General features: G+C 46.2%; 19 protein-coding genes. 12 read left to right on the top strand and 7 right to left on the bottom strand.

What is annotated here, in order from left to right:
• Positions 1-9 precede the first annotated feature (9 nt).
• Positions 10-804, top strand: a complete 795-nt coding sequence (locus KNO79_RS04240; RefSeq protein WP_196431853.1) for a phosphotransferase family protein — start codon at positions 10-12, stop codon at positions 802-804.
• Between the two features lie 35 nt (positions 805-839).
• Here the strand turns inward: KNO79_RS04240 and KNO79_RS15760 are convergent, their stop codons facing one another.
• On the bottom strand, positions 840-950 hold the full coding sequence (locus tag KNO79_RS15760; RefSeq protein WP_012726769.1) for a hypothetical protein: 111 nt from the start codon (positions 948-950) through the stop codon (positions 840-842).
• A 138-nt stretch (positions 951-1088) separates the two neighbouring features.
• Here KNO79_RS15760 and trmB point away from each other — a divergent pair, with 138 nt between their 5' ends.
• Positions 1089-1736 carry a tRNA (guanosine(46)-N7)-methyltransferase TrmB gene (gene trmB, locus KNO79_RS04245; protein WP_196430929.1) on the top strand — a complete coding sequence of 216 codons (648 nt, stop codon included), beginning with the start codon at positions 1089-1091 and terminating at the stop codon, positions 1734-1736.
• Positions 1737-1841: 105 nt separating this feature from the next.
• Positions 1842-2351 carry a hypothetical protein gene (locus KNO79_RS04250; protein WP_230872823.1) on the top strand — a complete coding sequence of 170 codons (510 nt, stop codon included), beginning with the start codon at positions 1842-1844 and terminating at the stop codon, positions 2349-2351.
• A gap of 38 nt (positions 2352-2389) precedes the next feature.
• Here the strand turns inward: KNO79_RS04250 and dhaM are convergent, their stop codons facing one another.
• The 4 genes from dhaM to KNO79_RS04270 all read right to left on the bottom strand — a co-directional run bounded on the left by dhaM (position 2390) and on the right by KNO79_RS04270 (position 4743).
• Complete coding sequence (gene dhaM / locus KNO79_RS04255; RefSeq protein WP_256443656.1) at positions 2390-2740, bottom strand: dihydroxyacetone kinase phosphoryl donor subunit DhaM; 351 nt, start codon at positions 2738-2740, stop codon at positions 2390-2392.
• Between the two features lie 10 nt (positions 2741-2750).
• Positions 2751-3341: a dihydroxyacetone kinase subunit DhaL gene (gene dhaL, locus KNO79_RS04260; protein ID WP_214690716.1), complete on the bottom strand. Its 591-nt coding sequence runs from the start codon at positions 3339-3341 to the stop codon at positions 2751-2753.
• 19 nt (positions 3342-3360) lie between these two features.
• Complete coding sequence (gene dhaK / locus KNO79_RS04265) at positions 3361-4338, bottom strand: dihydroxyacetone kinase subunit DhaK (RefSeq protein WP_074036462.1); 978 nt, start codon at positions 4336-4338, stop codon at positions 3361-3363.
• 102 nt (positions 4339-4440) lie between these two features.
• Positions 4441-4743 (bottom strand): PepSY domain-containing protein, encoded by a 303-nt coding sequence (locus KNO79_RS04270; protein ID WP_012726763.1) that lies wholly within the window; start codon positions 4741-4743, stop codon positions 4441-4443.
• Between the two features lie 138 nt (positions 4744-4881).
• Between KNO79_RS04270 and KNO79_RS04275 the strand changes: the two genes are divergently transcribed.
• Together KNO79_RS04275 and KNO79_RS04280 are read left to right on the top strand one after the other, a co-directional pair.
• Positions 4882-5955 carry a M42 family metallopeptidase gene (locus KNO79_RS04275; RefSeq protein WP_214690717.1) on the top strand — a complete coding sequence of 358 codons (1074 nt, stop codon included), beginning with the start codon at positions 4882-4884 and terminating at the stop codon, positions 5953-5955.
• 152 nt (positions 5956-6107) lie between these two features.
• Positions 6108-7124: a PTS sugar transporter subunit IIC gene (locus tag KNO79_RS04280; protein WP_214690718.1), complete on the top strand. Its 1017-nt coding sequence runs from the start codon at positions 6108-6110 to the stop codon at positions 7122-7124.
• A gap of 34 nt (positions 7125-7158) precedes the next feature.
• On the opposite strand, the gene KNO79_RS04285 is transcribed toward KNO79_RS04280, so the two are convergent.
• Positions 7159-7491, bottom strand: a complete 333-nt coding sequence (locus KNO79_RS04285; protein WP_012726760.1) for a hypothetical protein — start codon at positions 7489-7491, stop codon at positions 7159-7161.
• Between the two features lie 115 nt (positions 7492-7606).
• Here KNO79_RS04285 and KNO79_RS04290 point away from each other — a divergent pair, with 115 nt between their 5' ends.
• The 6 genes from KNO79_RS04290 (at position 7607) to KNO79_RS04315 (ending at position 12093) form a co-directional block, all read left to right on the top strand.
• Positions 7607-7918: a thioredoxin family protein gene (locus KNO79_RS04290; RefSeq protein WP_159562553.1), complete on the top strand. Its 312-nt coding sequence runs from the start codon at positions 7607-7609 to the stop codon at positions 7916-7918.
• A gap of 6 nt (positions 7919-7924) precedes the next feature.
• The gene (locus KNO79_RS04295) at positions 7925-8719 is read left to right on the top strand and encodes a DUF1444 domain-containing protein (RefSeq protein WP_214690719.1); all 795 of its coding nucleotides are present in this window, start codon (positions 7925-7927) and stop codon (positions 8717-8719) included.
• Between the two features lie 54 nt (positions 8720-8773).
• Positions 8774-9388 (top strand): YtpR family tRNA-binding protein, encoded by a 615-nt coding sequence (gene ytpR, locus KNO79_RS04300; protein WP_159562551.1) that lies wholly within the window; start codon positions 8774-8776, stop codon positions 9386-9388.
• A gap of 54 nt (positions 9389-9442) precedes the next feature.
• Entirely contained in the window at positions 9443-10150 is a 708-nt protein-coding gene (locus tag KNO79_RS04305) for a hypothetical protein (protein ID WP_214690720.1), read from the top strand.
• A gap of 85 nt (positions 10151-10235) precedes the next feature.
• Positions 10236-11543 carry a UDP-N-acetylmuramate--L-alanine ligase gene (murC, locus tag KNO79_RS04310; protein WP_159562549.1) on the top strand — a complete coding sequence of 436 codons (1308 nt, stop codon included), beginning with the start codon at positions 10236-10238 and terminating at the stop codon, positions 11541-11543.
• 97 nt (positions 11544-11640) lie between these two features.
• The gene (locus tag KNO79_RS04315; RefSeq protein WP_012726754.1) at positions 11641-12093 is read left to right on the top strand and encodes a Dps family protein; all 453 of its coding nucleotides are present in this window, start codon (positions 11641-11643) and stop codon (positions 12091-12093) included.
• Positions 12094-12137: 44 nt separating this feature from the next.
• Here the strand turns inward: KNO79_RS04315 and KNO79_RS04320 are convergent, their stop codons facing one another.
• Positions 12138-13250, bottom strand: coding sequence for an aminopeptidase (locus KNO79_RS04320; protein ID WP_159562548.1), 1113 nt, complete (start codon positions 13248-13250; stop codon positions 12138-12140).
• 169 nt (positions 13251-13419) lie between these two features.
• Here KNO79_RS04320 and KNO79_RS04325 point away from each other — a divergent pair, with 169 nt between their 5' ends.
• A complete protein-coding gene (locus KNO79_RS04325; protein ID WP_074036477.1) occupies positions 13420-13932 on the top strand; it encodes a DUF948 domain-containing protein in 513 nt (170 codons plus the stop codon).
• Positions 13933-13941 lie beyond the last annotated feature (9 nt).

A 13941-nucleotide genomic window follows, 5' to 3' on the forward strand; every position in this document is an offset into this window, starting at 1 on the left:
GTGATGAATATGTATTCAGATATAGTCGGTGCGCTCGGGAAAGAGTGGACAGTCGCTTCAGCCGGAGGCATTACGGGCGAAGCGTATGTAGCGACGACGCGCCAACAGAAGATTTTTGTCAAACGAAATTCTTCTCCGTTTTTGGCGATCTTGTCAGCGGAAGGAATCGTACCAAAGCTTCTTTGGACAAAGCGAATGTTTAATGGGGACGTGTTAAGCGCCCAACAATTTATCGAAGGCCGCGAACTTTCACCAGAAGATATGAAACGACCTGATGTCGCGGCGCAACTCGGAAAGATTCATAACTCGAAAGAGCTATTATTCATGTTGCAACAGCTGAACCACACACCGGTGACGCCGCACTTGTTGCTCCGTCAGTGTGAGGCATATGAACAAGATGAAACAGACCCAATCATCGGAGAAGCCATTCAATGGCTAAAACACCATTTGCCAAAAGTCGACGAGCAAGAATTCGTCGTCTGTCATTCTGATTTAAACCATAATAATTGGATTGAGGATGAGAGCGGCCTACTCTACTTGACGGATTGGGATGATGCGATCATTGCAGACCGCGCGTTCGATTTGGCGATGGTTGTATATAGCTATATGGATGAAGTGGAGTGGGAGCGCTGGTTCTCTCATTACGGGGTACGTGTCTCGAGTGAGCTCCATAATCGAATGCATTGGTATGCAATCGCCCAGACGATTTTGACAATCTATGGGGAAGAGAATGACTCTGCGCGAACTGAAGGATTTCATGTATTACGTGAGCTGATGGACGAGGCGTACGAACGAATCAATTAAAAGGGATGGCTGTTCGCCACCCCTTTTTGAATGTGTTAAATGTCATCTGGATTCATAAAGTAAGCCCAAACGAACGTTGCGATGACACCAGCAAAAAACGTCAGTGGAGCTGCATAAAAAATAAGGAACTGATCTAAAGTACTCATTGTATTTAACCTCCTTGTGAAGGATGATTCACGTTCATTAAACTATGATTTCGTGTATAATCGCAAGAGGACTGCTCGTCCGTAACGTGCATATTCCCATTAAACTTGAACATTTGATGAACGAAAGGTAGGATTTTCATGCGTTTACGACATAAGCCTTGGGCAAAAGAATATATGGAAGCTCAAGAACATGTATTTATTCAACATCCTGAACAGATGAAAGGTAACTGGAGCACTGAATTCGGGAATGACCACCCGCTCTTTATCGAGGTCGGTTCAGGAAAAGGACAATTTATTTTAGGGATGGCGAAACAACACCCGGATGTGAACTTCATTGCAATCGAGTTGTTTGAGAGCGTAGCCGTTTCCATCGTACAAAAATTAGTCGAAACCCCGATGCCGAACGTGAGAGTATTGACGGTCGATGCGAAACGACTCGTCGACTACTTTGAAGCGGGGGAAGTCGATCGCGTATACTTAAACTTCTCCGATCCGTGGCCAAAGACACGACATGCGAAACGACGTCTAACGTATAAGACGTTTTTGGCGACATATGAAGCGATTCTTCCGAAAGCAGGAGAGATTCATTTCAAGACGGACAACCGTGGATTGTTTGAATATTCGCTTCAGAGTATGAGTCAATACGGGATGTTCTTCACAGAAATTTCACTAGATTTACATGTCAATGAACCAGAAGATAATATTCGAACAGAGTATGAAGAGCGCTTTAGTGCGCTCGGTCAGCCGATTTACCGAATGGAAGCCGTCTTCCGTCCGAAAAATTGACACGCTTTTTTCTTATTTTAATAGTATTTTCTTCACACTTTTTTCTTTCTTCTTGGTACAATAGGAATGACGCTAAACTGGAATAAGAGAAGGGGGAACATGGGGATGTTGAAAAAAGCATGGGCAAGCCTGCTTGCAGTAATCTTCATTCTAACAATCGCACCAATGAATACCTCAGCGAACGAAGCGTTCTTAGACGCTCTCGAAGAGGATTTGAAAGCAACGCATTACGACTATAAAGAAGGAACAGCTGAAATCATCAAAGAAGAGACGCTTCGCCATTCAAACGGCAACGAAGTCATCGCGGCTGTCGTAGAGCTCGATACGATTCGTGATGGGATCTTCATCACACGTAAAACCGAGTACCATTACTTTGATGCGACAGACAACAAGATTCTTACATCAGCGGATCTCGTAGAAGTAGAAGGAGCCTCAGAGTTTGCGGACGCGAACATCGACATGCTTGGTCAACAGATCGTCTATTGGTTACCGGTATTGGTCTTGCTTCTATTGATTGCGATTCCAGCACTCATTTTGTTCTTGGTTGTACCACGTTTCTATTCAACAAGTTCATATATGAATGCCGTATATGAAAAGAATGACAACCCAAGATAAGACATGAAAGTACCCCGTTCAAGAGAACGGGGTACTTTTTACTGTTGTTTTAACTGTCCGACGATATCAGTTAGTGACATCCCATTTCCTGAAGAAACGGAGGCGATGAAGGCACTCTCGACAATTGGACCATCGAAAAATTCGACATGTTTGTCACCTTCGTACATATCGATGGCGAGTTCCGCATTCATTGTCGCCGATCCGATATCACTGAGGAGAAGTGCTTCTCCTTCGACCTGATCGAGCGCTGATAAGATGCGATTCACGTCCGTTCCGATAGCGCCATCCTCAAGGCCACCAGCTAGATGAATGGGCACGGACGGTGCCATTTCCTTCATCAAATCTTGGATGCCTTCCGCAATTTTTTCGCTGTGCGAGACGATGATCAATTCAACGATGTCAATCGACCTCCTTCATAATCGCGGCCAAAAGGATTGAGCTAGAAAGGGCACCCGGATCAACGGTTCCGCGAGAGTTTTCTCCGAAATAAGAGGCTCTTCCTTTCGTGGCCACCATATCTTCTGTTTTTTGGACAAGTGCGTCTAATTTCTGTTTATAATCTTCCCCTTGTTGGACTTGCTCGAGGAACGGGTCCCACACGTCGACCATCGTTTTTTGGCCGACTTCCGATTTCCCTCGTGCTTTGATAGAATTCGAACCTTCCTGAAGTGCCTCCTTGAGTAAGCCAAAGTCCGCTTCGGTCGCATCCCCGAACTTGTTTGCCATCTTCACGAAAGCTGAACCGTATAAAGGTCCGGCCGCACCGCCGACTTTCGACATGAGGGTCATCCCGACCTTTTTACTAAGTGCTCCAAGAGAATCATAATCCTCATCTAAAATTGTAGCGACCGCATCAAAACCACGAGACATGTTGATCCCATGGTCACCGTCGCCGATGGCCCGGTCTAAATCGGTCAACGTATCCTTTTGCTCTTCGATGCCAACTTGTGCGTCGCGTAACGCCTGCTTCATCCGATCAATCGTCAACATAAACCAAACACCTCATTTATTAAATTTTGAATCCGAGTGCTGCTGAAGGAGCGTCGAGATACGTCGTCATCTCATCATCGAGAGGGAGTAACGTGATGGAGAACCCATGCATCTCGAGTGAAGTCATGTAGTTACCGACATACTTTCGTTTGAGGGTATATCCAGCAGCTTCAAGTTTTTCTGCAACGAAATGATACGTCACATACAGCTCAGATAGTGGCGTTCCACCCATTCCATTCACCATGACGGCAACTTCTCCTGGCTCGACTTCTTTTTTCAGGTGACTGAGGAGGTCGTCGACGATTTGGTCGACATCACTCGTCGGTTTCCGTTCAACACCTCGTTCCCCGTGAATCCCGATGCCAATCTCCATCTCTTCCTCGTTCAAGTCGAACCCAGGTTTACCGCTCACCGGCATATAACAAGGTTCGACTGCCATCCCCATGGAGCGAACGTGAGACGCTACTTTCTCGGCGATGGATTTGACTTCTTCGAGTGACTTCCCGCTAGCAGCGGCAGCTCCCGCGATTTTATGGACGAAGACGGTTCCGGCAACCCCTCTGCGATCTTCTTTGTTCGAAATGGCGACGTCATCTGCGACGACGACGTGGTCGACTTTGATGCCGTCTCCTTCGGCCAGTTCTGCGGCGAGCTCAAAGTTCATCACGTCGCCGGAATAGTTTTTCACAATCAAGAGAACGCCGTTTCCACCGTCAGCTGCTTTGATTCCTTCAAGCACCATGTCCGGAGTAGGAGAGGTGAACACTTCCCCACAAACTGCCGCATCGAGCATACCGTCCCCGACATATCCGGCGTGTGCTGGCTCGTGACCACTACCGCCTCCAGAGACGAGACCGACTTTTCCAGACTTCGCTCCGTCAGCCCGACAGATGACATTCACACCGTCGACTCGACCATACACTTCAGGATGGGCATGGACCATCCCTTCAACCATTTGCGATACGAGTTCACTTGCTTCACCGATTAGCTTCTTCACGCGAGATCACTCCTTTTTTAAATTGAAAACTACCAATTTCAATTTTCCACTCTTTCAAGGGAACTAAACAAAAAAACCGACGAATCATTCGTCGGTTTCGTATCATGCATATTCGAGTAATGCGCCAGTCTCAGAGTCGACTGTAAACTCATATGTTTTCTCTTCATCGTTCTCAAGAACCGAGATGCCACCTTTGTAGACGTCGTATTCACGGCCGTCGTATGTGTAGATCTCCGGTGATGCAGAAATCCATGCCCCTTGGACATGACCTTTTGCTGAGAAAGCACGTTTTGTGTACTCTAACGCGTTTTCTGCAGATAAGCTACGTTCATCTAAAGCTTTTTTCGTCATAAGTGCGGCAATGACGGCAACCCCGATTCCAATAAACCAATACCTTTTTTTCATATGACTACCTCCCCTTGAACTATGGCTATCATGTACATCGTACCAAAACCTGTACCCGAATGGAATGAAAAGCATTCGCATCCTGTCAAAACTTTTGTATATAATGAGACAAGAACGGTTAGGAAAGGATGATGAAAGATGGATCAGAAGACGAGAGATTTATTTAAGACGCTAACAGAACTTCCAGGAGCTCCTGGGTTCGAGTCTGAAGTTCGTCAATTTGTACGTGGACGAATTGAACCCCATTCAGATGAGATTGTCACGGATGGCATCGGATCAATTTTTGGGAAACGTGTCGGAGATGAGTCGGGACCGAAAGTCATGGTAGCCGGACATATGGATGAGGTCGCTTTTATGGTGACACGGATTACCGAGAACGGCATGCTTTACATACAACCACTCGGTGGCTGGTGGAGCCAAGTGCTCATGGCACAACGCTTCGACATCATCACGTCGAACGGTAAAATCCCGGGTGTCGTCGCTTCGACACCGCCTCATTTGTTAGGACCAGATGCGATGGGTAAGCCGATGGACATCAAGCAGATGTTTATCGACATCGGAGCAGATTCTAAAGAAGAAGCAGAGTCATGGGGTGTACGTCCAGGGGTCCCTGCTGTCCCATCGAGCGCATTCACCCCACTTCATCACCCGAAAAAGATTATGGCCAAAGCTTGGGACAACCGTTATGGCGTCGGTCTTGCGATTGAATTGTTGGAGGAAACGACAAAAGCCGATCACCCGAACATCTTGTTCTCGGGTGCTACCGTACAAGAAGAAGTCGGACTACGTGGAGCGCAGACGGCATCTGAATTGATTCAGCCAGATGTGGCACTCGTACTCGATGCTTCACCGGCAAATGATGCCTCAGGGAGTAAAACGGAGTTCGGTCAGCTCGGTGAGGGAGCTTTGATTCGAATTCTAGATCGCGTCATGATCATGTCTCCTGAAATGCGTGATTTCTTACTCGATACGGCTTCAGACGAAAACATTAAAACACAATATTTCGTCTCACCAGGCGGTACCGATGCGGGGCGCGTGCACATGAGCGGAGAAGGGGTGCCGACAGCCGTCATTGGCGTCGCATCTCGTTATATCCATACACATGCTTCAATTCTTCATACAGATGACTATGATGCAGCAAAAGCGTTACTCAAAGCGTTAGTCAAGCGACTTGATCGTTCGACACTTGAAACGCTACGTCCATCTCGTTAAGTCAAACATTCCGTTCACTCGAAAGATGAGTGAACGGTTTTTTTTTGTGGATATTCTTGCTATTTCATGAAAACGTCTTATACTGATAAAGGTGTTTATACATGTATATTACTTATGACAAGACACTTGTATAAGGGTAAGGAGGATATGTTATGTTCAAGAAAAAAGGAATCTCATTGAGCCCGTCGCTTTATTTTGTGACCGCGCTAAGTTATATGGCACTAGGTTTGTTTAGTACATTAATCATCGGTCTGATCATGAAAACAATCGGAGGTCAGCTCGAAGGGACGACGTTCACAGGGATGAGTGCCACATTGATTCAAATCGGGGATGTTGCCATGAGCTTGACCGGACCGGCAATCGGGATTGCCATCGCCTATGCGCTAGAGGCGCCACCGCTCATTTTGTTTTCTGCGCTCGTTGTCGGGGCATTTGGATATGAGTTCGGCCCGGCAGGAAGCTACGTTGCGACAATTCTTTCGGTCGAAGTCTCAAAACTCGTCTCTAAATCGACGAAGCTAGATATTCTAGTGACGCCGTTCACTACGATTGCCGTAGGCTATCTCACAGCAACGTATATCGGCAAGTATGTCGGCCTGTTCATGACGCAACTCGGTGGTTGGATTGAATGGGGGACGGAGCAACAGCCGTTGTTCATGGGAGTGGTCGTCGCGACATTGATGGGACTTGCGTTAACGGCACCGATTTCAAGTGCTGCCATCGCATTGATGCTCGGTTTGAATGGGATTGCCGCTGGTGCAGCGACTGTCGGTTGTGCGGCTCAGATGATCGGGTTTGCCATCACGAGTTATCGTGATAACGGAGTCGGTGGGGCGATTGCTCAAGGGATTGGCACCTCGATGCTTCAAGTCGGGAACATTGTGAAAAACCCTTGGATTCTCCTTCCGCCGACAATGGCCGGTGCTGTATTGGCACCAATCGCGATTCTGTTGTTTGAACTGGAAAGTGTCGCTGCGGGGGCGGGCATGGGAACAAGTGGGCTTGTCGGTCCAATCGTCATGCTCGAAACAATGGGCTTTACTTGGTACACCTTTCTCGTCGTCATTGGTTTCCTCATAATCGGACCAGCTCTATTGAGCTACGCGGTATACGCAGTCTTGCGAAGAACCGGTCGGATTCAACCGAATGATTTAAAAATTGATTACTAAAGAAGAGCAACGTTTCGAGGAACGTTGCTCTTTTTCATCCAATTCCGAACCACATTTTCACGGACTCAACCGTCTCACGAGGGACGCGGAAACTGATTAAGAATAACATGAGCACAATCACGTAAATGGGGATCAAGAAACGCTTTCGAACGATGGGTAAGTGACGTGCCAATTTCTTGAGATATTTTTCGAGCACATAAATGACGGCGAAACCGACAACGAGCCAAATCAAGATCTCTAGTCTCGTTTTATCAGTGTCAATAAACAAGTAGCCGTATCGCAAAATGGCAAGCATTCCAAATACACCGACCATCTGTTCAAGAGGGTGCTTCATTTCAGGGTTTAACGTTTCGCGTGTTAATTTCATTCAGCTTCACCTGTTTCAACTAGTTTCGGCTTTGATTATAACAAACAGCAGAGCAGAATGTGTGACTTGACTTATGCTATTATAAGTGAGGAAAAAACGAACAGGAGTGATAATCATGAAACGACTATCCACAATGGCAGAATATATGGAAGCAAAAGAAGCGAAAAGTGTCCTTATGTTTTCAGCGACATGGTGTGGGGATTGCCGATTCCTTGACCCATTCATGCCAGAAATCGAAAAGAAATTTGAAGCATGGACGTTCTATTACGTCGATCGTGACGAGTTCATGGAACTTGCGCAAGAACTTGATGTTTTTGGCATCCCAAGCTTTGTTGCGTTTGAAAATGGCAAAGAGGTTGATCGCTACGTCGGTCGTGAACGGAAGACGCCGGAACAGGTTGAAGCTTTCTTGAACGGATTAGGGTGAGTCTTCATGGAACGGAATGAGCTAAGACGTTATCTAGAATCGCATTTTAATGAGGAATACCGTACTTCTTACGACCGTGAGAATGAGGTGCTGCGCGTCGAACGAAAATCTGACCGTTTTGGGGTCAATATTCGCCTTGCGCCGATTGTAGCAAAGGCTAAGACACGCGGTACGGTTGCCGTCGATGAAGTCATCGAGTATATCGAATCAGCGATGAAGGCGGATGATCACATCTCCCTCACGGGAAATGAAGATGCCATCTATCCGGTCATTCGTTCGAACTCTTTCTCGAAGACGACAAAAAATGGAGAAACACTTGCATTCACCCCGCACACGGCCGAGACCGCTATTTTTTATGCGCTGGACCGCGGGAACGGGTATCGATTGATTGAAGAACGGCACCTTTCGGATGAGATGACGCTCGACCGCATCGAACGAATCGCCCGTGAGAATGTGAAAAAACTACCGACCGAGATGAAGCAAGACGAAGTGGCTGGGAATCCCTTCTACTTCTTATCAACTCGCGATGGCTACGAGGCGTCTCGTGTGTTAAATGACGAGTTTCTTCGGCTGATGGAACGACGGATTGAAGGGGATATGCTCGTCGGTGTCCCACATCAGGATGTGATGATCGTTGCGGACATTCGAAATGACCAAGGGTATGATGCGATGCAGCAATTGATGTTTGATTTCTTCACAAATGGTCGGATTCCTATAACTGCACTCGCCTTTCACTATGAGGCGGGGGAACTTGAACCGATTTTTATTGTCGGAAAAAAGACCCCGCCATCGAACACATAATCTGATAAAATAAGTGAGATGAGTTTGAAAGAAGGGACGTAGGAACGTATGCAAATGAATGTGTTTTACAACCGAGAAGGAATCGGTGATGTACTCATGGTGTTGTTGAAAGAAGGAGAAAGACATCATCAATCTGTCGAGCGGACGGGAGATGTGGCAATCGTCAAGTCAGCAGACGGGGAAGTGAACGGGTACAACCTGTTTCAAGCGAGTCAACATGTTGATGTGACAGGATGGAATGGTCCGGTTGAGTTGACAGTAGGATTAGTGGAACAGTTGCAAAGCATCTTGAATGACAACGGGATTGAAGAGGACTTTTCGTGGGTTGACGTGACACCGAAGTTTGTCGTAGGTTATGTCGAAAGCGCAGTGAAGCACCCGGACGCTGACAAATTGTCGATCTGCCAAGTTCAAATCGACCAAGGGACTGTTCAGATTGTATGTGGCGCACCTAATGTAGCAACCGGACAAAAAGTCGTTGTCGCAAAACCGGGTGCGGTGATGCCGACTGGTTTGATTATCCGTCCATCTGCACTCCGCGGTGAGAGTTCACACGGGATGATTTGTTCTGCCCGTGAATTAAACCTTCCGAACGCCCCGCAAGAAAAAGGAATTTTAGTATTAGATGACGAATATGAAGTAGGTACAGCATTTAAAATCGGTCGCTAAATTCGACCGATTTTTTGTTAAATATGGATTGAGTGAAAAAGCGAGGAATCAAGTATGGATGCATATGAACGTTCACTGAAGCAACAAGCAGAGCGAATCAAACGAGAACTGTCAAAAGAAGGACAAAAAGGTTCCCCACCACCAAAGGTTGAGGCAGCCGAGGAATTCATTCCGTCAGACGTCCCGTCACCGATTTATGGATATGCTCGCCCCAAACCAAAGATTGTCCTACCGGTCGAACACTCTCCTGAAACGAGAGATGCGTATGATTCAGCGATGGAATCTACTCATTCTGCGACGGAAGAGCTGAACCAAGAGTCATCTACTGAAACCGTCTCTGAACCTGAATGGAGTGAAGAGTCCAACGAGCTGATTTCCGGGGAAATTGAAATTGAAGACAAATCGATTCTTGGTGAAGTTTCGATTCTTGATAATGGCTTTTCATCTGTTTTTATGCAATCAACAGATTTATCTCGTTCAAAAAAGGAGACAGTCGTGGAGGCTCAACAAGATGCCACTCCTCAAACCGACCTAGATATTGATGGATTGGCGGAACAAATTGGTCCGTCGATCGAGCAGATTGCAGAAACATTACAAACACCATCTGAACAGCAAGGAATGCCTTCTGACACAGATTTGACACCAGCGGTTCAAGTCTCATTTAAAGCGGATCAACCGCCTGTGAATGTGATGATGACGCCAAAAGATCGGATGGCGATGTACCGTAGCCGACGACTTGCACAAAAAAACAATAATCTGTAATAGCACGATTCTGTGAGTTTTGCTATAATGACAAAGGTTTGTCGCATTTTGACGAGCCGCAATGAATTAGGGGGGCTATTTACAGATGAACCGTTATCACTTCGTCGGAATTAAAGGAACGGGCATGAGTCCTTTAGCTCAAATTTTATTTGATATGAACAATGAGGTCCGTGGATCGGACGTTGAAAAAGCATTTTTTACAGAAGAAGCATTGAACCGTAAAGGGATTGAAATTTTGCCATTCGATCCTGAAAATATTTCGGAAGACCAAATCGTTGTACAAGGAAACGCGTTCAGTGACGATCATCCAGAAATCGTGCGTGCACGTGAACTCGGATTGACGATTTATAAGTATTACGAGTTTTTAGGTGAACTCGCGAACCATTACACGAGCGTCGCCATCACTGGGTCGCACGGGAAAACGTCAACGACGGGATTACTTGCACACGTCATGCGTGGAATCGAACCGACATCGTTCTTAATCGGCGATGGAACGGGAGAGGGAGTGGCGGATTCGAAGAACTTTGTCTTCGAAGCTTGTGAGTACAAACGACATTTCTTATACTACCGTCCAGACTACGCGATTATGACGAACATCGACTTTGACCATTCGGACTATTTCTCTGGTCTTGATGATGTCATTGACGCATTCCAAGAAATGGCGAAACAAGTGAAGAAAGGAATCATTGCTTGTGGCGATGATGAAAATCTTCAACACATCCAAGCAAACGTGCCGCTCGTCTATTACGGTTTCGGGACGCACAATGATTTCCGTGCTGAACAGGTCACATCGACAGAAAATGGAACGACATTTGATGTCTTTTTACGTGATGACTTCTACGGGACATTCCGGATTCCTGGATATGGAGACCACAGCGTGTTGAATGCGCTTGCCGTCATTGCGACATGTGACTACGAGAACTTGCCGAAAGAATTGGTAAAAGAACGTCTTGAAACGTTCAACGGTGTAAAACGCCGATTCAGTGAATCGATGTTAAACGATCAAGTGCTTGTCGATGACTATGCGCATCATCCGCGTGAGATTAGTGCAACGGTAGAAGCAGCTCGGAAAAAGTATGGCAATCGAGAAGTCGTTGCAATCTTCCAACCACATACGTATACACGCTTGAAATCATTCATGGACGACTTTGCGACGGCATTGGCCGAAGCAGACACTGTCTATTTATGTGATATTTTCGGTTCAGCACGTGAGCAAGAAGGGACGGTCACCATCGAAGACCTTCAATCACGAATCGAAGGAGCACATATCTTAAAACGTGGTGGTACAAGCGTGTTACGCAACCATGCCGATGCCGTGCTCTTATTCATGGGTGCCGGTGATATTCAAACGTATCAGCGCGAATATGAAGAAGTTGTAAAACTTGAAGCGTAAGTGTGAAAGGGAGACGAAAGTCTCTCTTTTTTATGTTTAGCCATCCAAAATCTCGGTAATAGTAGTATCGATGAATATGACAAAGGAGATGTTAGGAATGGCTAGTCAAGTTGCACTCAACACCTTAAACAAAGAAGTAGCGAACTATGGATTGCTGTTTGTAAAACTTCATAATTATCACTGGTATATTAGTGGACCGCATTTCTTCACGTATCATGAAAAACTAGAAGAACTCTATAATTTAGTGGCAGAACTCTACGATGATGTGGCAGAACGACTCCTTATGAATGACGGCGAACCATTTGCGACGATGAAAGAGTATCTCGAACATTCAACGTTAAAAGAAGGCGATCGTCATGCCGAGACAGATCAGATGATCAAAGATATCATCAGTGACTTCAAACAAATCCGTCAAGAGATGCAAGATGCGATGGAGAAATTTGAGGACGGCGATGAGGCGATTGAAGATACATTCGTTTCTCATATCGAGCGACTCGAAAAAGAAATTTGGATGATGTCTGCCGCCCTCGGGAAGAAAACAAAATTATAAATATAAAGAATGGTGCACCTGAAAAAGGCGCACCATTCTTTATATTATTTCAAGTTTTCTGGATTGAGCGGAAGCAACGCATCGATGACGAAACGTCCATCTTTTCGGATGAGCAAATCGTCGAACCAGATTTCGCCGCCACCGTAATCCGGGCGCTGGATGTTGACGAGATCCCAGTGGACAGATGAGTTGTTGCCGTTATAAGCCTCATCATACGCTTGACCAGGTGTGAAATGGAAGCTTCCATCAATTTTCTCATCGAAGAGAATATCCTTCATTGGATGTTGGATGTATGGGTTCACACCGATGGCGAACTCACCGACATAACGCGCACCTTCATCCGTGTTGAACACCTCATTGATCCGTTCTGTATCGTTCGCTGTCGCATCTACAATCTTCCCGTCTTTAAACGTCAACTTCACATTCTCGAACGTGAAGCCTTGATATGGAGATGGCGTATTGTATGTGATGACACCATTGACCGAGTCTTTGACCGGTGCTGTGAACACTTCACCGTCCGGAATGTTCATCTGACCCGAACACTTGATGGCTGGGATATCTAAAATCGAGAATGAAAGATCGGTACCTGGTCCTTTCAATGTCACGCGATCTGTCTTATTCATTAACTCGACTAGCGCATCCATCGCACGGTCCATTTTTCCGTAATCGAGTGTACAGACATTGAAATAGAAGTCTTCGAACGCTTCTGTCGATTTTCCAGCGAGTTGCGCCATCGATGGGGATGGATAGCGGAGAACGACCCATTTCGTTCCTTTAACACGGTCTTCGGTATGCATTTTCCCAAGTGTGGCACCGACAAGTTTTTGCTGTTCGCTTGGAACGTCTGACAACTCGTTAATGTTATCACCAGCACGTAAGCCGATGTAGGCATCCATTGCTTGCATCTGTTTACGTTCGATGTCAGCCATCAGTTCGAGTTGTTCACGGCTTGCGCCTGTATACAACTTACGTAAGATACGGCTCTCTTTTAAGAGAACGAAAGGATGTCCCCCTGCTTCGTATGCCTTTTCGACGAGTGCTTCAACGAGCGACTCTTCGACGCCGAAGTTCTCAATTAATACCTTTTCCCCCGGTTGTAGCTTGACGGAATAATTGATTAAACCGTCAGCTAATTGTGTAATTCTTGGATCTCTCACACGATCACCCCTAATTTTTTTTATGAATTTCTATTTTAGTGTAATCGAAAACACAAAAACGGGTAAAGGAATAATCAGACCGAATGGCGAAAACGGTTGTAGCAAATCTTTTCAGTCATAATGGTGCTATAATGAAACAAGAAACGATTGAATAGGAGGAATGGATTGAATGGAGATCACATTAGGAGGCATCGCTGGGCTAATTGCGGCGCTCGCGTTTGTCGTACTCGTCATCTTCTTGGCGCGTGTCTTGTCGAATGTAAATCGTACACTCGGAAGCGTCGCCAATACGACCGAAAATTTAGAACGCCAGCTCGATGGAATCACGATGGAAGTGACGGCGCTCTTACATAAGACGAACCGTCTCGTAGACAACGTCGAAGAAAAAACAGAATTGCTCGCACCTGTCGCTCATGCGCTTGATGAGCTAGGGACATCATTGAACGAGGTAACCGAGTCTGTTCGTACCGTCTCGACTTCTGTCCATTCGGCAGCGGACGAAAACAAAGAACAGATTGCGCAAGCCGTCCGATGGGGATCGGTTGCGGTCGAATTGTTCAAGAAGAACAAACCTGAATCTTCTACTACAAAAGAACGTCCACGTCGTCGCACACGACGCGAGAAGAAAGCAGAAACACCTGTATCACCTGATTTGATTCAAACGGATGATACGATCAAATAAGTTAATCTC

The organism is Exiguobacterium sp. s43 (genome assembly GCF_018617255.1).
Classification (GTDB): Bacteria; Bacillota; Bacilli; order Exiguobacteriales; family Exiguobacteriaceae; genus Exiguobacterium; species Exiguobacterium profundum.

Coding starts and splice junctions, on each gene's coding strand:
- KNO79_RS04305 (WP_214690720.1), top strand. CDS start 9,443: ATGGATGCATATGAACGTTCACTGAAGCAACAAGCAGAGCGAATCAAA.
- KNO79_RS04285 (WP_012726760.1), bottom strand. CDS start 7,491: ATGAAATTAACACGCGAAACGTTAAACCCTGAAATGAAGCACCCTCTT.
- ytpR (WP_159562551.1), top strand. CDS start 8,774: ATGAATGTGTTTTACAACCGAGAAGGAATCGGTGATGTACTCATGGTG.
- KNO79_RS04275 (WP_214690717.1), top strand. CDS start 4,882: ATGGATCAGAAGACGAGAGATTTATTTAAGACGCTAACAGAACTTCCA.
- KNO79_RS04240 (WP_196431853.1), top strand. CDS start 10: ATGTATTCAGATATAGTCGGTGCGCTCGGGAAAGAGTGGACAGTCGCT.
- KNO79_RS04315 (WP_012726754.1), top strand. CDS start 11,641: ATGGCTAGTCAAGTTGCACTCAACACCTTAAACAAAGAAGTAGCGAAC.
- KNO79_RS04295 (WP_214690719.1), top strand. CDS start 7,925: ATGGAACGGAATGAGCTAAGACGTTATCTAGAATCGCATTTTAATGAG.
- KNO79_RS04250 (WP_230872823.1), top strand. CDS start 1,842: ATGTTGAAAAAAGCATGGGCAAGCCTGCTTGCAGTAATCTTCATTCTA.
- dhaL (WP_214690716.1), bottom strand. CDS start 3,341: ATGTTGACGATTGATCGGATGAAGCAGGCGTTACGCGACGCACAAGTT.
- KNO79_RS15760 (WP_012726769.1), bottom strand. CDS start 950: ATGAGTACTTTAGATCAGTTCCTTATTTTTTATGCAGCTCCACTGACG.
- KNO79_RS04325 (WP_074036477.1), top strand. CDS start 13,420: ATGGAGATCACATTAGGAGGCATCGCTGGGCTAATTGCGGCGCTCGCG.
- KNO79_RS04270 (WP_012726763.1), bottom strand. CDS start 4,743: ATGAAAAAAAGGTATTGGTTTATTGGAATCGGGGTTGCCGTCATTGCC.
- murC (WP_159562549.1), top strand. CDS start 10,236: ATGAACCGTTATCACTTCGTCGGAATTAAAGGAACGGGCATGAGTCCT.
- KNO79_RS04290 (WP_159562553.1), top strand. CDS start 7,607: ATGAAACGACTATCCACAATGGCAGAATATATGGAAGCAAAAGAAGCG.
- KNO79_RS04280 (WP_214690718.1), top strand. CDS start 6,108: ATGTTCAAGAAAAAAGGAATCTCATTGAGCCCGTCGCTTTATTTTGTG.
- trmB (WP_196430929.1), top strand. CDS start 1,089: ATGCGTTTACGACATAAGCCTTGGGCAAAAGAATATATGGAAGCTCAA.